The sequence below is a fragment of the Hyella patelloides LEGE 07179 genome, from assembly GCF_900659865.1.
GTDB lineage: Bacteria > Cyanobacteriota > Cyanobacteriia > Cyanobacteriales > Xenococcaceae > Hyella > Hyella patelloides.
In genome coordinates, this window is the sequence record NZ_LR213881.1 from 1 (window position 1) to 20402 (window position 20402).

Consider the following 20402-nt stretch of genomic DNA (forward strand, 5'->3'; position numbering starts at 1 on the left):
CCTAGTTGCGTTTCTGCTTTACGGGGTGAACTATTCAAATAATCTTTGGTTACTTGTGCCATAAACCCTCTTTTCTTAGAACCAGTTAGCTTGAGAGCAGCATCTTTAATGGTTGATTTGATTTTTTCTGTTAGCATCACCAGTCAGCGATCGCCTTTTTCTAGTTATTATTGCTTCATATTTATCAGATTATCTGGTAACTTATTTACGCGCAAGTCCCTTGGTGTAGCACGCCAAGATTTTCTCAAATTTATTAATTACGAGTTTCGTAAATATTTGCCAAAAATTGCCCAAGAGCAAAAAGAAGCAATTCAAGACACAGTAGCTACCTGTTTTGATAACTATCAGCGAGAATTAGTGAGGCGAATTAATAACGATATTGAATCTCGTAAAACTGAACTACATAATTTAGTGACACAGCAGTCTAATGGTACAAGCGATCGCCAAGAAAGAATAACAAAATTACAACAGCTAGATGCTAAAGTACTTGGTGCATACCAAAAGATTAAATCAATTATTAATCTCAAATCTTCCTAATTGATGCTATCTAAAGCTCTTGTAGGGACAATTCATTATAGGTAAGGTAGGGCGGGGCATCGCCTCACCCTACAGCTTATTTAGCTACAACAAAATTAACCAATTTGTTCGGTACAACAATTACCTTGCGGATTTCTTTCCCTTCTATGTAACGTTGCGCTACTTCCGATTCTGTTGCTAACTTTTCCAGAGTTGCTTTATCACAGTTTGCGGGGACTTGAATTTTACCGCGAGTTTTACCCATAATTTGAATAACTAAAGTAATCTCGTCTACTACTAAAGCACTAGAATCGACTTCAGGGAAACTCTGTAAATGAACAGATTCTCTATTACCCAAATTGTGCCACAATTCTTCTGCTACATGAGGAGCAAAAGGCGCGAGTAATAAAATTAAAGTTTCAACCCCTTCTTGATAAACGGGAGAATCCACACATTTAGCATCTTTAATCGCATTACTAAGCTTCATTAACTCAGAAACTGCGGTATTAAACTGATAATCCCCTTCTAAATCTTCAGAAACTTCTTTAATAGCTGTGTGGATAGCTCGGCGTAAATCTTTCTCTGCTTTACTTAAAGATTCATTTGCATTTGCTATTTTACTAGCATCGTAGTCTGTTACTTGTGTCCAAACTCGGTTCAGAAAACGAAACTGTCCCTCTACATCGGCTGCATCCCATTCTAAATCTTTTTCAGGAGGTGCTTTAAATAAAATGAACATCCTAGCGGTGTCTGCACCATATTTATTAATAACATCTTCAGGTGCTACACCATTGCCCTTTGATTTAGACATCGTAGCGTAGCATAGTTTTAATGTTTCACCTGTATCTGGATCGATGGGATTAGATGGATCGACAGCAGAGAAAGGAATCCATTTATCCTTGCTATCCTTGTTAGGATTCATGTAGGTCAAACCCTGCACCATCCCTTGAGTCAACAAACGTTTAAAAGGTTCATTAAAGTTGAGTAAACCTCTGTCGTGTAACACTTTAGTAAAGAAACGAGAATAAAGTAAGTGTAAAATCGCGTGTTCAATACCACCAACATATTGATCTACTGGCATCCAATCATTTACTTTTTCTTTAGTAAATACCTGTTCGGGATTGTTGGCATCGGTATAACGAAGAAAGTACCAAGAAGAATCAATAAAAGTATCCATCGTGTCTGTTTCCCGCTTTGCAGGTTCACCACAACTAGGACAAGCTACATTAACCCAATCTTCTATTTGAGCCAAAGGAGAAGCACCTTTACCAGTGAACTCAATATTTTCTGGTAATTTAATAGGTAAATCGGTATCGGGTACTGGTACTTGACCACAACTAGGACAATGAATCACGGGAATCGGACAACCCCAATATCTCTGGCGGGAAATTAACCAATCTCGGAGGCGATATTGTATTCTGGCTTTACCGTAACCTTTCTCTTCTGCATATTGGATGATTTTGGTTTTACCTTCTGTTGAGGGTGTACCATCAAAATCACCAGAATTAACCATTACACCAGGGTCGGTATAGGCTTCCTGTAGGGACGTTTCATGAAACTTCCCTACACTGTTTTCAGGAACAATAACCGTTCTAATTGGTAAATTGTTTTCGTTGGCAAATTTGAAATCCCTAACATCGTGGGCTGGTACTCCCATTACTGCACCAGTACCATACTCATAAAGAACGTAATCAGCAATTAAGATGGGTATTTCTTCACCATTAAAAGGATTAATTGCTTTTCCACCTGTAAGAATACCTCGCTTGGGTTTATCTTCGGCTGTTCTATCGATTTCGCTTTCGTTGGCGACTTCTTCAATAAATTTCTCTACTGCTGATTTTTGTTCCGATGTAGTTACTTGAGGAGTTAAAGGATGTTCTGGTGCAAGCACCACATAAGTGACACCGTAAACCGTATCAGGACGAGTAGTAAATACAGCTACCTTTTCATCCATTCCCACAATAGGAAATTCTAAATAAGCACCAACAGATTTACCAATCCAGTTAGCTTGCATGGTTTTGACTCTTTCTGGCCAACCTGTTAACTGGTCTAAATCTTGTAATAACTGCTCTGCATAGTCCGTAATTTTTAAAAACCACTGAGTAAGTAACTTGCGCTCAACTTTCGCGCCACTACGCCAAGAATAACCCTCACTATCTACCTGTTCGTTAGCAAGTACTGTTTGGTCTACAGGATCCCAATTAACCGCAGCTTCTTTTTGATATGCCAATCCTGCTTGGAAAAACTGTAAAAACAACCACTGTGTCCACTTATAATAGTCCGCCGAACAAGTGGTAACTTCTCGCTCCCAATCAAGAGAAAGACCTAATTGCTTGAGTTGATCGCGCATCTGTGCCACATTTTGATACGTCCACTTTGCAGGAGGAATCTTACGGGCGATTGCTGCATTTTCGGCGGGTAAACCAAAAGCATCCCATCCCATCGGGTGTAAGACACGATAACCTTGCATTTTTTTGAGGCGAGCAATGACATCGGTAATTACATAGTTGCGGACGTGTCCCATGTGTAGGTTACCTGATGGATAGGGAAACATCGAAAGAGCATAAAACTTAGGTTTATCTTGAGACTCTACAGTGCGATCTACACCTGATTCTGCCCAGGTTTGTTGCCATTTTTGCTCAATAGCTGTTGCGTTATATCGGGACTCCACGACTAAATGTACTCCTACTAAAGAGAAACTAGATTTTGCTTGATTTGGATCGAGCTTCTATTGTAGTTTAAGCTTTGACCCGTCTTGACAGCAAAATATTATTTTGAGGTCACAGATTATCTCGATCCCGCTTGATATTATGCCATTTATACCCCAATGCAATGGGTATAAGTCCCGTTTAGTTGGGGAAGAAGATGGGACGGGACTTCGCCATCCCCATTCGTCCCCCCATCTCAAAGGCTTGCCGTCAGGGCGGGATAATAAGGATAAATAAAACGAACGGGGAGTCTATCCCCATTCGAGGACAATGTAAACTCACAGAATGCGATTTAAGAGACAGCCACTCCTAAGACAGCACGTAACCGTTGGTTAAAATCATCATTTGTGAGTGCCATGCTTTTTATATGTACTGCAACTCAAGTAAGAAAAGAGGCTGGAGTATTTTTTGGGCTAAGGGCGGAGCTTGTGTCTTCTGCCAAAATTCCCAATCTTAATGTGCGCTTGGTCTGCTCGTTAATTTTTCATCAACACAGTAACCTTGTTTCCATGACCAAAGTAGGACTTTGCTTATTATGGTAATTTACATTTGCGAACAGCGAAGCTAGCGCGTTAGCTTATGCAACTTAATAGAATCAAAAGTAACTATCTTTCGTCTTATCAAGACCAGAATTTTCAAGTAGTTTTCATGCTTCTAACTCTTGGCATCCCACCGTTAATTTCCAACTCCTCAATCCTCAGTTTTGAGAACATTTACCTACAGTTGACCGTAATTATATTTACTCGTTTGATAATTTTTACTAATTCTTAATACTAATTATGGCTTTACTTCACTGAATCTTTATTGACCTTTATTGACTTCAGCATTACGACGTATATATTATATCTTATAGATACAATCAGGAAAAAGAGTCAGAAAAAAACTAGGTTATGAATATAATTGTTTGTTTCATGACAATACTAACATCACAAAAGTAATTTAAATTCTATCAATATATCTTTCGTTAAGTATATTTTTTACTGTACTATTAGTTAAAGTTTAAAATCTCATATTCTGTATCAGCAATCAAACGATAAAAATAGCAATTTAAAAAATGTTCAATACAAGAGAATTGAATTTGACTTCATTTTCTCAAAATGAGGCTGTTACTTCAATTAGAGAAGCATCACAAGATACGCCTATCATAGTTGATTTTGATGAAACTCTGTTTTTACGCAATTCTACATCAGAGTATCTCAATAGTTTGCAACCGCGTTTGGTTGGCTCAATACTTACCAAGGTAATATCATTTCTTAAGCCATGGAAATTGTTTAACAAGTTTCATGAAGATGCCAAATCAAGAGACTGGTTTTTAGTATTTATAGCAACAATACTCATGCCATGGAACTTATTTTTGTGGCAAAAAAATGCTCGTAACATGGCAATAAAATATAGCAATTATGAACTAACTAAAGAGTTAAATCAAAATATAAGTGCTAATGTTATCGTAGCGACTTTAGGCTTTAAATTTATTATCAATCCTATACTAAAAAATATGCCTGTTAATTACAATCAATTAATTGGTTGTCGTTTTTGGCAAGGATTAACAGATCGTCACCAAGGCAAATTATTAATGGTAAAAGAATCTCTAAACGATTCTCAAATAGCTGCTTCGATTTTAATTACAGACTCTTTAGACGATCTTCCTTTGTTAAAACAGGTAGCTAAACCTTTATTGATATTGTGGAATAAAGCACAGTATAATTTGCCAATGAGTGATGTCTATTTCCCCATGATGTACATCCATAAAGTAAAGAGGGTGGGGGAAGAATACATTAAAAAAGCTATCTTGCTTGATGATTTACCGCTAATATTACTTACTTTTAGTTGGTTGAGTCCGCAACCGTTTCTGCATGGACTGGGTATTTCATTGCTACTTATTTCTTTTTGGTGTATTTACGAGTTTGGTTACTATGAAAACGATTTAGTGGCAGAAAAATACGAGAGTAATCCTGTATTGTCAGATACTTATCACAAATCCTTGGTAACGATGAATTGGTGGCAACCTTGGATTTGGGCATTATCACTAGGGGTTGCTGGTGTATTCTTTGTTGTAGGAAGTGGTTTGGTGACGATTTTTGACGGTAGCTATTTGATTAATAATGCTGAGAAAGTTGCCTTTTTATCATTGATTCCTTTTGCTGCTTGGACTGGTTTCTTATTATTATCGAGATTGTGTTTCTGGGTTTACAATTACCTCAACAAACAAACAAGAATTTGGTTTTACTTTGTTCTACAAGTTTGTAGGTACTACGGGTATTTAGTAGTCATGGGAACTAATATTGCTGGTATTAGTTTATTATTGGCTCAAGTATTGGCTCGTAGCATCAGCTACATAGTTTATCGGTATACTGGTGGAATCAAAGCGAATTGGCCAAAATTACAAGAGAAGTTTTTACGCTTTCTACTATTTGTCTTGTTCATAGTTAGTATAAGCATTGCTGAATCAAATATTTCTCTGCTATTTAACTGGCATACTGCTGCTATATTTGTTTATTGCCTTGTGAGAGCAAAGATGCATATTGACCAGATAGTAAAGACTTTTGGTTTAATTCAGCAAGACAAGGTTAAAAATTTAGGCTAGGTAAACTGCACAAAAGAGCAAATTGAAATGAGAAAGGAACAAGGAACAAAAATTTCCTTGTTTTTCTTTGTTTTAGGACAAATTACTCTCTAACTTGATTTTTAAGTAATTTTTGCCAGAAGTTTATTCAAGATTTTGATAACCAGTTGCCAAACTCAACCATAAAATTATCTTTCAAGATCGCAGTGCGAATTTTTTGCGTAAAACGGATTAGTTCGGTGATGTTATGAAGAGACAATAAAATATAGCCCAACATCTCCCGCGACTTGACCAAATGATTGAGATAAGATCGAGAAAAGTTTTGACAAGCATAGCAGGGACAAGTTTCATCTAAAGGCTTGTAATCTCTCTTATATTGAGCATTTTTAATATTGATTCTTTCCCCATTTACCAAAGCTGTACCATGACGACCAAAACGGGTAGGAATTACACAATCAAAGAGATCGACACCTGATGCGATCGCCTGTACCATTTCTCGATATGTACCGACACCCATTAAATAGCGGGGTTTATCGGCGGGCAATAACGGTGCTGTATGCTGAACTGTGGCGTTGATTAATTCGGGCTTCTCGCCGACGCTAACTCCACCAATAGCATACCCAGGAAGGTCTAAAGCAACCAAATCTGCCACAGATTGCGATCGCAAATCTAAATAGATTCCTCCTTGCACAATACCAAAAAGAGCTTGTTTTTCGGGTTTTTGATGGGCGGAAATACATCTTTTGAGCCAGCGATAAGTTCTTTCTGTAGCTGCTGCGACTTCTGCTTTACTAGCATCGGCGGGAGGACATTCATCAAACGCCATGATGACATCTGCACCCAAAGCATTTTGAATTTTAATTGAATGCTCTGGAGTCATATTAATAATACGACCATCACGGGGAGAGCGAAATGTTACTCCTTCTTCACTAATTTTGCGTAATTCGCTAAGACTAAAAACTTGAAAACCTCCTGAATCTGTGAGAATTGGTTGTTCCCAAGCCATAAACTTGTGCAAGCCTCCTGCTGATTCGACAATATCTTCTCCTGGCTGAAGATGGAGGTGATAAGTATTAGCCAAGATCATTTGTGCAGCAGCATCTTTAAGTTGTCTTGGGGTAATACCCTTAACTGTAGCTAAAGTTCCCACTGGCATAAAACGAGGTGTTTCTACTGTGCCGTGAGGAGTTGTAAAAATTCCAGCTCGCGCCTTAGTATGGCTACAGTTGGCTTGAATATAATAAGAAAATGCCACTATTTAACATCGATCATTGAACACTATCTACCGTAGATTGATAAATGATCTACGATCAATGCTAAATGATAAATGTTTTAGAATTCTTCATCATCAAATTGAATGTCAAAGCGAGCAGATAACACTTCTGTCATCATGGCTTCTATAGTCTCGGCATCAATATTTTTGGTGAAACCTCTATCTGGAGAAACTTTAGCAATGGGAATTAGGCGTAACTGGCGATTTTCTTGAATTAAATCAAAACAAGTTTCGTTTTCTGCTGATGTACTGAGTTGTAAACAATCAAAACTTTGAACATTGAGATACAAATTATTATTAGCTACCAAAGTTGATTGTTGGGGGTCGTTGAAAATTTCCATTACCCAACCTTTGCCTTCACTATGAGTTTGGCGATCAATGGTGTGAATGTAGCGAACATGACCCAAATCGCTCAATAAACGTTTAATGTCTTCTTTATTGACGATAATTCCTTGATCGATAATGCAAGGAGCAGGAATAGCTTTGTTTCTCTGATGTTGATTCATAATAAGTAAGGCTTAGGATACTAGGGGGGATAATATATAAATTTGTTGTGAAAAATATTGGTTACCAAATAAAAGTAGCCTATGAAACAATATTAGCCCAAGATTTCTTTAGTAATCTATGAAATTTTGACGAAGTTGTAGCAAACTCGATTTTGTTTAGAAAATTACCTTTAACTATAAAGTAATTTATTTTCTCCACATTCTATAAAATTTACTGAATAATGAAACAGCTAAGTTCATCTTTTTGCAGTGCTGTTATTTTTTATACAGTCTTGCCTTTGCCTCTTGGTTGGACTAGTGCTTGGACGAGAATTGCTCGTTGGGCAAGTTTAGTCGGGTTGTTAATTGGCGGATTATTGGGATTATCTGACTTATTACTGCAATATTGGGGATTTTCTCCTTTGACCCGTAGTGCAGTTGTTACTGCTCTTTGGCTAGGGGTAACAGGAGGCTTACATCTAGACGGCGCAATGGATACAGCCGATGGTTTAGCCGTTACAAATCCAGAAAGAAGGCTAGAAGTAATGAAAGACAGTGCTACAGGGGCTTTTGGGGCTATGGTAGCAGTAGTTATTATCTTGCTGAAAGCTGTGGCTCTTACGGAGACAGCACAATATAACTGGTTATTTTTGATACTTGCTGCTGGTTGGGGAAGATGGGGACAATTAATGGCGATCGCTCTATATCCCTATGTTAGAGAAACAGGAAAGGGAGCTTTTCATAAAGAAAATATACAAATTGTTACTGATATTTTTTGGGGTTCAGCGTTTATTTTAAGTAGTAGTATTCTTTTGTTATTTTTAATAGCTTTTTCTTGGTGGAATATGTTAATTATTATTAGTGGTTGTTTGGCGATCGCTCTTATTCCTGGATACTATTTTTATCGGCAACTGCAAGGTCATACTGGAGATACCTATGGTGCAGTTGTGGAGTGGAGTGAGGTTTTTATTCTGTTGTGGTTGAGTAGATTTTAGGTTTTCAGTAAAAAGCAATATTCGCACAAAATTTCAGGAAATCTGCCTCTAGTTAGATTGGGGATTGCCATTCAAATTGTTATGTTCGCTTGTACTAAGACAATCGTCTACTATAAAATTGCTAGGATTTCTATCGTTGACTTAACCATAAAATAAAAATAATTATGTCTGAGATTAAAAATAAAGTAGTCATCGTTACAGGAGCAAGTAGTGGTCTGGGTGAAGCTACTGCCCTTCGGTTAGCGAAAAATGGCGCAAAATTAATGTTGGCTGCTAGACGAGAAGATCGCCTCCAAGAATTAGTCGCAGACATCGAAAAAAATGGCGGTACAGCGAAATATCAAGTTACGGATGTCACCAATCGCTCTGCTGTAGAAGCTTTAGCTAAGGCAACCCATCAAGCTTACGAACGTATTGATGTTTTGATTAACAATGCGGGTTTAATGCCCCTGTCACCTTTGGCAGAAACCAAAGTAGATGAATGGGAAAAAATGGTAGATGTCAATATCAAAGGAGTACTGTACGGTATTGCTGCGGTAATGCCCATCATGCAGCAGCAAAAATCTGGTCATATAATTAATCTTTCTTCAGTAGCGGGACACAAGGTATTTCCTGCAGGAGCGGTTTACTGCGCTACCAAGTTTGCCGTCAAAGCACTGTCTGAGGGAATCAGATTAGAATCTAATGGCGAAATTCGCTCAACCAATATTTCTCCTGGTGTGATAGATACTGAGTTAACCAATACGATCTCTCATGATGAGACAGCTAAAGGGGTTAATCAAATGTACTCTGTGGCTATTGAAGCAGATGCGATCGCTCGTGCTATTACCTATGCCATTGAGCAACCAGGGGATGTAGACGTTAACGAAATAATTATTCGTCCCACTAAACAAGAACTTTAAGAACAGCTTTTAGCCATTTAGGTTGACTGGGAAGTTGGAGAAAATAACAGTTAGTACATCGTATTATTTCTCAGTGCGCTTAAAGATTGGGACTTCATTTTGAAAATTTACTTGATAAACCGATTCTGCGCTTTTCAATGTTAAAATTCGGTTTTTTAATTGTAGATTTTTTCCTTGATATAAATAAGGATGTTGAAAGGTAACTGGTTCGCTATTGACTTTTAAAGTTGCTTGAAGCTGAGATTTTTCATAATCAATTAAAAGTTGTTGATTATCAATAGTACGATATCTTATTTTTTCCCAATCAAGTTGTTTTAAGTCTAGCTGTGTTTTGTGGCTTACCAAATTTTGAAACTCAGAAAAGCTTTGATGTTCTAACTTGTTACCAACCTCTACTACGAAACCAGTTAATGTGTCTAAAGGTGCAGTTGACTCTAAATAAACTCTGTTATTTTTTTCTTTAACTTGAGGTTTTAAATTAGGTTGTGGAGGAAAAGGGGCTATGGCAAGATAAGTCTCGTTTAGCTGTACAAAATATGTGCCTTGACGATTAATTATTTTGGTATTTTCAGGGAAAGAAAGATAGTTAGTAACATAATATTTATTATTCTGTTTGGCGATCGGGTAAGTTATAGGTAAAATAGATTTATTTACTTTACTTCTTAATAAGTGCCTGCAAGTATTACCACAGGGTATATTATTAATTACATTAACAATAAATTGACGAAACTGCTGTTTTTTTAGCTGCGATGTTACTTCTTCAGGAACATAACTCATTTGCACTAATATATTATGATGCTGTAAATAGCGATCAAAAATAGTTTTACCCATGCCATTTTTAGAGTTATTTTTGCCAAAAGAGTTACTTCCTGTGACAACCAAAGCTTGTTCAGGTGTTGTAGGATAGCTAACCAATTTCCAATTAACAACCTGTTCTCCTACATTGACCAAAGCCGTGCCTAAAGTGTAAGTTTTACCAATATAAAATACTTCAGGTATTTCTAATTTAGCTAAGTTATATTGTGCCTTAGCATTTTGATAAAAACTGCTGGTTGGCTGTTGCTTTCTCGCCAGTGCGATCGCCTCTTGGGGGGGTCGATAACTGCTGGTTGCAGGATGAATTAATTGAATATATTGAGGCCAATCAAAGAAAGAATCTTCTGAGGGTATATATTCACTAAACCAAAACCAACCTAAATAGTCTGTATAACTATTAAAACTGCTAATAGCACTGCCTCCTCTTTGCTCGGCACCGCCATAAACACCATGAGTATATTTAAGAGCGACCGCACTTGCATAGTAATCTAAAACTGCTTTGGCAATGGCTTTAATTTCTTCATTTTCGGCAAAATCATAAACATTTAACCAACCAATTAAATTAAAAACCGTATACGAACTAGAATCCCATTCAGCTACACCTCGTTGATAAGTTTTGCGAGCTTTTTGGCGCAGCCATTTCTCTTTTGTGGTTAATCTTTTTTGAACTTTAGGTAACTTGAGAGGGGTAGCTTTTTGTGCTAACAAATAACCACTGGTACGTAACATATTAACAAAATTCTCTGTACCACCCGATGACCAAAAATTATACTTTTCTACTCGATCCACAGGAGGAAATAAATAGTTGAAATATTGTTGCTCTACTTGCTGTAACAATTTATCTTGGGGATACAAATACAACAAACGAGTCATCCCAGGAGAATTGAAAGCCTCACTATTAGTATAAAAATCTTCTGGTTTTTTGTTAGCTAATAACTGTAATTGTTGTTTTTGTTTGGCTTGCCAATCATTGTCAGGATATCGCCAGCGATAAGCAATTAAACCAGGCATTACATACTTACCAAGATCGCCACTTCGAGGAATCACATAATTATCAGCTAAATGATCGATTACCAGTTGCGATTTTTGTTGCCACAGTTTTTCTGATTCTAAATCTTGAGCTATACAAGGTAAGGCGATCTGACAGCCAACAACTAATGTGATGCTAAAAAAATTGCGAATACAATTGTTGGACAAAAATTTACTATTAAGCATTATTTTTCAGTCAATCTGCTAATTTCTTAATAAAATAAGAGCTTTACTACAAAAACACTCCATTGCCTGGCATAATTACAATCAATTGTGTTTAGTCCCATGCATCCTTCATCTTAAAAACTAATGACTCATAGTTTTTCTGAACAAACTGTTGTCAGTACTAACCCCTTCATCGAGCTAAATAATCAGGGAAAAATTACTCGATTTGAACTTACGCAAAAGATTCATTGTCTGGGAAGGGATCCTAGCTGGTCAAATACAGCTGTACCTAATAATTGGAATGTCATTTCTCGCCGACAAGCAGTGATTCAAAAAGAAGGAGAAGACTATCGTATTTATGATGGCGATCGCAAAAAGCCGAGTGGAAATGGTATCTTTATCGACCATAGTCGCATCAATTTAACTCAAGGATATCTTCTCAAAAATGGCGCACAACTATACATTGGTCAAGATCCCCACTATCAAATTACTCTTACCTACGTCAATCAAAAAAGTCGTTCTTTTGCTACTCCCAGCAAACGTCGTCTCGATCTAAGTGGTTTACAACATTGGCCTGTAGAATTAGGACGCTCCCCTCATCCTAGCAATTACTCTTCAATGCAGTTGGATGCCCCTACAGTATCTCGTTTGCACGCTACTATTTACCCCGATAACAAGGGCGGTCACATCTTACAAGACAACAGTACTAATGGCACTTTCGTCAATGGTAAAAGAGTAGAGAAGCGTCACCAACTTAATCGAGATGATGCGATTCAGATTGGCCCCTACAGCATTATTTATACAGGAAAAGCTCTAGAGCTAAATAACTCTGCTAATAACATTCGTCTTGATGCTCACAAATTATGTTTGCGGGTTAGAGATAAACAAAATAAAGAAAAAACAATTCTTAATAACTTATCTTTAGTTATCGAACCAGGACAATTAGTTGCTTTAGTAGGGGGTAGTGGTGCAGGAAAATCCACTCTGATGAAATCTCTCCTGAGAATTGCTCCTTTATCTTCTGGGGTAGTTTATCTTAATGGAGATGATTTACGGCAAAACTGGGCAATGTACCGTTCTCAATTGGGTTATGTGCCTCAAGATGATATTATTCACCGCAAGCTGACTGTAGAAGAAGTACTTACCTATGCCTGTAAACTAAGGCTACCGCCAGATACAGATATTCAAAAAGAAGTCATTAATACCCTAGAACAGATTAAGCTATCTCATGTACGACATACCCTAGTCAGTAATCTTAGTGGTGGACAGCGCAAACGAGTCAGTATTGGTGTCGAACTCTTAGCAGACCCCAAATTATTCTTTTTAGATGAACCCACTTCAGGACTCGATCCAGGCTTAGATAAAGAGATGATGCAGCTTCTCAGGGAACAAGCAGATCGAGGTCGGACAATTATTTTAGTAACCCACGCCACAGGAAACATTGAAGTTTGCGATCGCATTGCCTTTCTCGGTTTAGGAGGTAATCTCTGTTATTTTGGCCCTCCTAGGGAGGCATTAAGTTTCTTTAGAATGCCAGAAACGGATTTTAAATATTTTGCCGATATCTATATCGAATTAAATCAAGGCACAACCACCGAAGAGATTAGCCATCAAGTAGATATTTGGTCAAACCGCTACCGCAATTCTCCTCAATACACTTCTTATATTAGAAGTACTCTTAGCCCAGGAAAACAAGACCAACAAAGCACTGATACCACCGTCAAAACAGGAATATCTCCTTTTAAACAATTAGCTTTACTGTCTCAACGCTATTGGAAGCTAGTTAACCGCGATTTCTCCAGCTTAATTATTGCTTTAATTTCTGGCCCAATTACGATGGTCTTAACCGCTCTTTCTTTGGGAGATGAAGACCCTTTAGCTTTGGTGGAAAATCCCGATGTAACCCAAGCCTCTCTAGCTTTACGTCTCTTATTTATCTTTAGCTGCATTGCGATCTGGATCGGGCTTTCTAACTCAATTCAAGAAATTGCTAAAGAATCAGCGATTTATTTTCGGGAAAGACTATTAAATCTGGGTTTAATTCCTTATATCGGCTCTAAGCTCTTCATTCGTGCTTGGATTGCTCTGGGACAAACTTTGTTAATGGCGATCGCGGTAATTTTGGTGTTTAAATCCCCAGAATCAGATTTAATACCTTGGTCTTTGGGTTTTGCGATTACTACCTTTTTAACCCTCGTTGCCAGTACTAGCTTAAGTTTGATGATTTCAGCTTGGGTTGACAATGCCAATAAAGGAAATAGTCTTTTACCACTGGTAATGATTCCCCAAATTATTTTATCGGGAGTACTATTCCATCTCGAAGGCTGGTCGAGCAAACTATCTTGGTTGATGCTAAGTCGTTGGTCTGTAGGAGCTTACAGTGCGATCGCGGATGTCAATGCGATGGCTCCTTCTGTGCCAAATCTGGAAAAAATCTTTGAACCCAGTGATGTCTATAGTGCTACCTGGGATAATTTAGCTCTCAATTGGGGAATTCTGCTAGCTCATACTCTGGCTTATTTGATTGTTACTCTAATCGTTCAAAAGCGTAAAGATATTTTTTAGTGAGCTTCGCTGATAGTGTTTATTGACATCCTCTCGCCGTTAACCGTTTTGACGGTTTAACGGGAGATTCCAAAGACTGAAATCTCAAGGCTCGGAGGCATTTCTTTCTGCTAAACCTACTACTTTCTGTAAAACTGATGTTCCGACAAGTCAAAAACACAAGCAACTTACTCGATTTCGTAGCAACCTGGCACTGTCAAGGCAACCCTAGACCGTTATCTATTACTAGACTTCGGCTTACTTGTAGGCTGCGCTAAAGATTTTACGTACAGAACGCAATTCATCTGTACAACCATCTATCTTTATTTTGCTGGTTCTCGGTGCTATCTACCATCGTCCGCAGAGGCTTTTCAGCTTGCCAGTAGAATTGACTCTCACGTGAAGTAATATAAATATTCTCTCACGTTTAGATGTATTACTAGATAAATCTTTTTTGTAAATATAATTGGAGGACGGCGTTTCCTCGGACGCTAACCTTTCAGGTAAAAAGGGAGTCCCCACGCCGAAGACAGATGGATCGTAAACACCCAACGCATAATTAAGTTAACATTTGGGTAAATAGTAAGTAGTCTAGAGCTTTCATTATTTGGAAGCACGAGAATTAATCTTACACAAACAGGATTTGGTATAATCTATGACTTTTTTCCGCTCTTTAAAATTACTCGCGATCTTCCTCAAGAGACAATGTAATATTTTATACTATAAAACTAGTTTTTGAGTTTAGTTATGAACTATAGTTACGGTTTTTGGGTAGAAGAGAGTTGTCACAATCAAAAGAAGTACAATTAAGCTTGTGGAAAAAAGTCTCACAATGTCAGTATAAACACTGAAAAGGTCATCTAGGTTACAAAAACTGGACTCGTTTTTTATTAAGATTCTATAAAGCGCGAGCCAAGAAATATAAAGGAATAAATTCCTTTTCCAGAGAAGTCATCTACCAAAAAATATTTCAGTAATCTCACTGAAGGAAAATTTAATTGTTTGAAAGAAAGTCACGTGCTGTCTCCTTTATTTCACGGCGGAGACAGCACGTGAGCGTTGGTTAAAACTTAGTGAAGGAGAAATTGAGACAGTGACACTTATACGTGAAGTAGTAAAACAAGCAATTAAAACAGGATATTTAACTCTCAAAGCAGAAGAAGAGTTACGTATGATGCTCAAAAGCAAGTACGAGCTAGAAGATTTAGAAGCATTTATCCAACTTCAGCAAGCAGCAATGGTAGGTAGAGTAAAACAAGAATCCAGAGAAATTTTAGTTTCTAGTAGCAGTTACTAAAAATTACAGATTCTGATTAAATCCATTCTTCATCTTCCTCGTTAACATTGGACTTCCCTGGCTGGGGATTCCCCACTGTACGATAGGTAGCATCGTAAACATCATCAACATTTTCTCTTTTGCCACTGCTTAAATCCTCACCACTTTTTTCTTTAGCCTCTCGGAATTTATAAGAGTAGACCGAATCACTACTACTACGATCTTGAGGTTCACGTTGTACCCCCTCATTTGGGGAACTGACCTTGACATCATTTTTGCTTACCTGTGGTGTTTTACCTGTTTCCCAGTCTTCACTTCCAGGCTCTTCCCAGTCAGAAGCGGATGCACTGCTGGAGTTGACCGTAACTTTAGGGCGGACATATTCTGCTTGAGGGTTACGAACTTTTTTCTTGGCAAAACGATTATTTTCAGATTTTGAAGCTTTCTGAGTAGGAGTTGCCAGTCGATTAAAAAATTGCCATAACAGACTGGAAACCATTCCTGCGATCGCAAATAAGCCAATCCAAACTGCTAAGGGTAGAGGGGGTGTGCGATAAAGACAACTTTGATTCGCAATACCAGAGCAAAACAACTTGAGAGAAAGTAATTCTCTATTTTGACCCAATAAGATACCAACCACAGTTAAAATGATCGCCAAAGAAATTAGCTTAAAACGATTCATAGTTTATTAGTCCCATCGCATTTACGAATATTGTAGACCAACCCAATAGTTTCTCAAGTTAATGGTTGGTGCTTGGTTGCTCTTTCTCACTTAATTAACTATTCCTCTTACCTTGTAACCGCTTTAACTCCTGACTCCTAAGCTAATGTCCTTCCCAACGCGATAGAGGAATGCAATCTATATTAATTTGATCCAAAGCGCGAGCCACGACAAAATCGACTAAATCTTCTACAGTTTGAGGATTGTGATACCAAGCAGGAATCGCAGGGACAATTTTAACCCCTGCCTCAGCCAGAGTAGTCAAGTTTCGCAAGTGAATCAAGCTAAAAGGGGTTTCTCGTGGCACTACAATCAGATGACGACCTTCTTTAATTTGAACATCGGCTGCTCTTTCTAGTAAATCTGAACTTAAACCTGTAGCAACTTTTGCCACAGTACTCATGCTACAGGGAATAATTACCATACCTGAAATCCGAAAAGAGCCACTGGCTATATTCGCCCCCACATCTCCCCAACGGTGACAATTAAGAGTGCCACTAGCTGACACTCCTGCTTGTTCTCGCCAAAATTGTTCTTGTAAATCTGGTTCGGCAGGCATTTTAATATTTTGTTCTGCTTGCCAAACCATTTGAGCAGCACGAGAAGCGACCAACTCAATAGTATAATCAGCCTCTAACAAAAATTTGATTGCTCGTACTGCGTAAATTAAACCCGATGCTCCGCTAACTCCTAAAATTAAGGGTTGTTTCATTCTGTTTAAATTAACCCTTCCATTTCCAATTCTTCGATGGTGCGGAGTCCACGGGGATCGCCTACTTTGAGAATGGCAGACTTGGCATCTTCTTTAACCCCAAGATCTTCATCTTCAACAAGAGCTTCAATTAGGGCATCGATCGCCGTAGCATAAACTACATTCGAGGGTAACTCGCGACATAATTGACCAATTGACCAAGCACAATTACTCCTCACAGCAGCCATTTTGTCTCTTCTCAAGCCGATCATAAGTGGCGGAATTGCAGCAATAATATCTTCGTAGGCTAAAATCGCTACCTGTGCCAAACCACTAGCAGCCCAAAGACGCACCGCAGAAATATCTGTTTTGAGAGCATGAATTAGAGGCTGTACTGCACTGCGATCGCCACTATTGCCTAATGCCCAAACAACTCCTTTGCGGACATAACCATTCCAGTCTTCATTTAATAACTTAATTAAAGGTTCTACGGACTTAGAGCTATGATTTCTACCTAAAGCGTAGGTGCAGCTTACCCTCACTAAAGGACAATTATCCTCCAGTAATTCAATTAAACGAGGAATAGCTCGTTGGTCTTGCAATTCACAAAAAGCCCTAGCTGCTAACATACGCTGAGAGGCTTCAGGATGAGACAAAAGACTCAGCATTTGTTCGGGATTGACCTCCGGAATTTCCGACTTGTTTCTTATCGGATCGATAAAATCTAGAGGACTACTGGTTTGATTTTCTGTTTCTAATAAATTTGATTCATCGCTGTGCATAACAATTGAATTTATCTTATCTTGGTTTATTTCTCAAACTACTATGAAATTTAACTTGCATAAAAGGGTTTCCTTAGGCACTGGTGACGACCTTTTCCGATGAAGAACAACGCTTCGTAGCCCCTATACAAGCACAGGGTACAAAGCGCATCCCTCACGCTGCCCATACAGCCCCTTGGGAATACATTCACCCAGGTGAGCTTACTTCAACATCCTGTCCTTCACTGTGACCCAAAGACAACAGTAAGCTTTGAGAGCTAAATACATATTGTCTCTTGTTAAGATGCTTTTTTGACCTGAAAAAAGTTATTCTGAGTTAAATATTGCTGGATAATTGGCGATCGCTACGAGATTCGGAAAACAATTCCATAACCAGTAGCTTAGCTTATGGCTTACTTAAAACTATGTTCACATCTCGATTTGTCCACTCCAGGCTGCCGAATCTTTAAGCCTATGATATGCTCAACCACAGTTTATTTGACCAATGCTCACGCGATGATTACTAAAAACTTGAATGCCAAGAAAGCTGATTTCTTCATTTCCAGTAACGGGTGCGGGTGCTGCCATATCAGAAGGGAGAAATGCTCTAGAGCTAACTGCTGTAAGAGCTAACAAAAACATTGCTAAAATAAGGAAAGGAATAATGTATTGGCGGAAAAAAGTCATTATGCTGGAGGATCGATCGTTTTTTGTAATCAGTTATTAAAGTAACACCGATAGGTTAAGATTTACAAAATTTATCAACAGCCTTCTCTAACAGATATTGAGTGAAAAACTCTTTTGATTTGATCGCTCAAAATTGAAAATACTAGCTTTTATTAGTATATATTTTGTGGAATCTCCGCTAGAATTTACCAAAATGGCATCAATAGAATGGCATCAAGAGAAATATGTCAGACCCAGATTACACCATCCCAATTTCTGCAACAGGGAATTCATATCCCACTTCTAAAACTAAGTATGGCTACAAGGTACTTAGTGTGGGAGATGTCATTGGCAAAAAATACCAAATTATTCAAGAGTTGGGTAGTGGAGGCTTTGCTACCACTTATTTGGCAATAATTAAAGACTCGACACAAAGAAAATGTGTTATCAAGCAATTACAACCTCGGTTTAATAGTCCTGCAATTTGGGAAAACGCCAGAGAAAGGTTAGATACCGAAGGTATGGTATTGCAATGGCTGGGGAAACACAATCAAATACCTGAATTAATCGATCATTTTGACGAAAAAAGCCAATTCTACCTCATTTTAGAATTTATTGAAGGAGAAGAATTCGATCGCGAGGTACAAAAAGGATTACTTAATGAAGCTCAAATAGTGCGGTTTTTGTGTGATATTCTCAATGTTCTAAGTTTTGTTCATCGCAAAGGAGTAATTCATCGCGATATTAAGCCGACTAATCTGATTCGACGCAGACACGACGGTAAAATTATTTTGATTGATTTTGGTGCTGTAAAAGAGATTGGTACTGCAATTTTTGAGTCTCCCCAACAAACTATACAAACCCAGGTAATTGGAACGCCTGGCTATATGCCTCCAGAGCAAACCAGCGGTAAACCTCTCTACAGTAGCGACATTTATGCTTTGGGAAAAACCGCAATTTATGGCTTAACTGGGCGGTCGCCAATAGATTGGGAAGAAATTGAAACTAATGAGATGGTTTCTTGGTATGACAAAACTACTATTAGCCGAGAATTAGCCAAAATTATCCAGCGCATGATTGCGCCAAAAACTGCGGAGCGTTATCAATCCGCAGTAGAAGTTTTAGAAGATCTGACTCCACTGTTAAAAGTAGGAAGAACAATTAATAATTGTTACTTAATTCTTAATTATTTGGGTGGAGAAAAGCGGGTTGATAATTATCTAGTTAAGCATACCAAACAACCAGGTTCTCCCTTATTTTATATCAAAACACTTAGCCCAAAAGTCGATAAACCAATTACCTTAGAAAAAATAAAACAAGATTTAGAAGCAGAAATTACCAGACTAAATAAAATTAATGAAAAACAACAAACGCTAAAAATATTAAACTGTTTTATTGAAGAAGAATCAATTTGCTTACTTCAAGAATATACAGAAGGACATAGTATTTCGCAGTTAATTAGTCGTAAATCTATATTGCCAGAAGAAGAGGTAATCGACCTATTAATTGATGTTTCAACAGCCTTAGCATCTTGCCACAAACATAAAATTATTCACGGAAATATTCAGCCTTTAAGCCTGCTCAAAAGAAGAAGTAATGGCAACGTAATTTTGCAAGATTTTGGCGATCTTAATTATTTTGCCAATAATTGTTTTAATACTAACTTGGGTTATGTTCCTCCCGAACAAATAGCAGGAAGAATTACTTTTTCCAGCGATATTTATGCCTTGGGAATGACCGCAATCCACTGTTTAACGGGAATTCCTCCGCAGAAGCTTAATATCAGTAGTCAAACAGGGGAAATATTGTGGGAGCAAAATGCTCAAGTCACTCCTGGTTTGACGAAAATCATCAATAAAATGGTTCGTTTAGAACGCAAAAAGCGTTACAGTTCTGCAAACCAGGTTTTAAAAGCGGTTAGAAGTCTTAAAAGAAAAACACAAGCAACTTCTTGGTACAAGTATCTCATTGTATTAGCTATTTTCTTGGGAATATCAGCTTTCTTTTTAGCTCAATGGGCGCAAAGAGCAGCAATTTTAGAATTTTATAACGGAGATTTAAGGCTAGAAAAACAACAATATCAAGAAGCAATTGAGTATTATAATGAAGGATTAAGAAAACTGCCTAAAACTAGAAGACAAGTCCAAAACTTTGAGCAGGTTTGGTTGCAAAAAGCTAAAGCATTAAATCGGTTGAATCAGTATGAAGATGCCTTAGCCACCTGTCAAGAAGCACTAAGACATTATCAGAGCTATCAATTATGGAATTGTCAGGGATTGGCTCTAGATAAC

At 37.9% G+C, this 20402-nt stretch carries 15 protein-coding genes; 7 read left to right on the forward strand and 8 right to left on the reverse strand.

What is annotated here, in order from left to right; genetic code table 11:
• Positions 1 to 108 precede the first annotated feature (108 nt).
• Positions 109 to 537, forward strand: a complete 429-nt coding sequence (locus H1P_RS17760; protein ID WP_144869793.1) for a hypothetical protein — start codon at positions 109 to 111, stop codon at positions 535 to 537.
• A 76-nt stretch (positions 538 to 613) separates the two neighbouring features.
• On the opposite strand, the gene leuS is transcribed toward H1P_RS17760, so the two are convergent.
• Entirely contained in the window at positions 614 to 3187 is a 2574-nt protein-coding gene (leuS, locus tag H1P_RS17765) for a leucine--tRNA ligase (protein WP_144869795.1), read from the reverse strand.
• A 1115-nt stretch (positions 3188 to 4302) separates the two neighbouring features.
• On the opposite strand from leuS, the gene H1P_RS17770 reads away from it, so the two are divergent.
• Positions 4303 to 5808, forward strand: a complete 1506-nt coding sequence (locus tag H1P_RS17770) for a hypothetical protein (RefSeq protein WP_144869797.1) — start codon at positions 4303 to 4305, stop codon at positions 5806 to 5808.
• A 127-nt stretch (positions 5809 to 5935) separates the two neighbouring features.
• Here H1P_RS17770 and tgt read toward each other — a convergent pair whose 3' ends face one another.
• Together tgt and H1P_RS17780 are read right to left on the reverse strand one after the other, a co-directional pair.
• Positions 5936 to 7042: a tRNA guanosine(34) transglycosylase Tgt gene (gene tgt / locus H1P_RS17775; RefSeq protein WP_144869799.1), complete on the reverse strand. Its 1107-nt coding sequence runs from the start codon at positions 7040 to 7042 to the stop codon at positions 5936 to 5938.
• A gap of 77 nt (positions 7043 to 7119) precedes the next feature.
• Entirely contained in the window at positions 7120 to 7566 is a 447-nt protein-coding gene (locus H1P_RS17780) for a hypothetical protein (RefSeq protein ID WP_144869801.1), read from the reverse strand.
• A gap of 221 nt (positions 7567 to 7787) precedes the next feature.
• Between H1P_RS17780 and cobS the strand changes: the two genes are divergently transcribed.
• Entirely contained in the window at positions 7788 to 8540 is a 753-nt protein-coding gene (gene cobS / locus H1P_RS17785; RefSeq protein ID WP_144869803.1) for an adenosylcobinamide-GDP ribazoletransferase, read from the forward strand.
• Between the two features lie 164 nt (positions 8541 to 8704).
• Positions 8705 to 9442: an SDR family oxidoreductase gene (locus H1P_RS17790; RefSeq protein ID WP_144869805.1), complete on the forward strand. Its 738-nt coding sequence runs from the start codon at positions 8705 to 8707 to the stop codon at positions 9440 to 9442.
• Positions 9443 to 9505: 63 nt separating this feature from the next.
• On the opposite strand, the gene H1P_RS17795 is transcribed toward H1P_RS17790, so the two are convergent.
• Positions 9506 to 11473 (reverse strand): hypothetical protein, encoded by a 1968-nt coding sequence (locus H1P_RS17795; protein WP_144869807.1) that lies wholly within the window; start codon positions 11471 to 11473, stop codon positions 9506 to 9508.
• 123 nt (positions 11474 to 11596) lie between these two features.
• Here H1P_RS17795 and H1P_RS17800 point away from each other — a divergent pair, with 123 nt between their 5' ends.
• Both H1P_RS17800 and H1P_RS17805 read left to right on the forward strand, forming a co-directional pair.
• Positions 11597 to 14017, forward strand: coding sequence for an ATP-binding cassette domain-containing protein (locus H1P_RS17800; RefSeq protein WP_144869809.1), 2421 nt, complete (start codon positions 11597 to 11599; stop codon positions 14015 to 14017).
• Positions 14018 to 15089: 1072 nt separating this feature from the next.
• Positions 15090 to 15293: a hypothetical protein gene (locus H1P_RS17805; RefSeq protein ID WP_144869811.1), complete on the forward strand. Its 204-nt coding sequence runs from the start codon at positions 15090 to 15092 to the stop codon at positions 15291 to 15293.
• A 16-nt stretch (positions 15294 to 15309) separates the two neighbouring features.
• On the opposite strand, the gene H1P_RS17810 is transcribed toward H1P_RS17805, so the two are convergent.
• From H1P_RS17810 to H1P_RS17825, 4 genes are all read right to left on the reverse strand, one after another.
• Positions 15310 to 15954 carry a LapA family protein gene (locus tag H1P_RS17810; protein WP_144869813.1) on the reverse strand — a complete coding sequence of 215 codons (645 nt, stop codon included), beginning with the start codon at positions 15952 to 15954 and terminating at the stop codon, positions 15310 to 15312.
• Between the two features lie 142 nt (positions 15955 to 16096).
• The gene (locus H1P_RS17815; RefSeq protein ID WP_144869815.1) at positions 16097 to 16705 is read right to left on the reverse strand and encodes a flavin prenyltransferase UbiX; all 609 of its coding nucleotides are present in this window, start codon (positions 16703 to 16705) and stop codon (positions 16097 to 16099) included.
• Between the two features lie 5 nt (positions 16706 to 16710).
• Entirely contained in the window at positions 16711 to 17466 is a 756-nt protein-coding gene (locus H1P_RS17820; protein ID WP_144869817.1) for a HEAT repeat domain-containing protein, read from the reverse strand.
• Positions 17467 to 17928: 462 nt separating this feature from the next.
• Positions 17929 to 18132, reverse strand: a complete 204-nt coding sequence (locus tag H1P_RS17825; protein WP_144869819.1) for a hypothetical protein — start codon at positions 18130 to 18132, stop codon at positions 17929 to 17931.
• A gap of 224 nt (positions 18133 to 18356) precedes the next feature.
• Here H1P_RS17825 and H1P_RS17830 point away from each other — a divergent pair.
• A partial coding sequence (locus H1P_RS17830) for a protein kinase domain-containing protein (RefSeq protein ID WP_144869821.1) occupies positions 18357 to 20402 on the forward strand: 2046 nt, incomplete at its 3' end.

Excerpts from the sequence above, each read along its gene's own strand:
- H1P_RS17760 (WP_144869793.1), top strand. The coding sequence starts at position 109 with ATGGTTGATTTGATTTTTTCTGTTAGCATCACCAGTCAGCGATCGCCT.
- H1P_RS17780 (WP_144869801.1), bottom strand. The coding sequence starts at position 7,566 with ATGAATCAACATCAGAGAAACAAAGCTATTCCTGCTCCTTGCATTATC.
- cobS (WP_144869803.1), top strand. The coding sequence starts at position 7,788 with ATGAAACAGCTAAGTTCATCTTTTTGCAGTGCTGTTATTTTTTATACA.
- H1P_RS17790 (WP_144869805.1), top strand. The coding sequence starts at position 8,705 with ATGTCTGAGATTAAAAATAAAGTAGTCATCGTTACAGGAGCAAGTAGT.
- H1P_RS17795 (WP_144869807.1), bottom strand. The coding sequence starts at position 11,473 with ATGCTTAATAGTAAATTTTTGTCCAACAATTGTATTCGCAATTTTTTT.
- H1P_RS17800 (WP_144869809.1), top strand. The coding sequence starts at position 11,597 with ATGACTCATAGTTTTTCTGAACAAACTGTTGTCAGTACTAACCCCTTC.
- H1P_RS17810 (WP_144869813.1), bottom strand. The coding sequence starts at position 15,954 with ATGAATCGTTTTAAGCTAATTTCTTTGGCGATCATTTTAACTGTGGTT.
- H1P_RS17815 (WP_144869815.1), bottom strand. The coding sequence starts at position 16,705 with ATGAAACAACCCTTAATTTTAGGAGTTAGCGGAGCATCGGGTTTAATT.
- H1P_RS17820 (WP_144869817.1), bottom strand. The coding sequence starts at position 17,466 with ATGCACAGCGATGAATCAAATTTATTAGAAACAGAAAATCAAACCAGT.
- H1P_RS17825 (WP_144869819.1), bottom strand. The coding sequence starts at position 18,132 with ATGACTTTTTTCCGCCAATACATTATTCCTTTCCTTATTTTAGCAATG.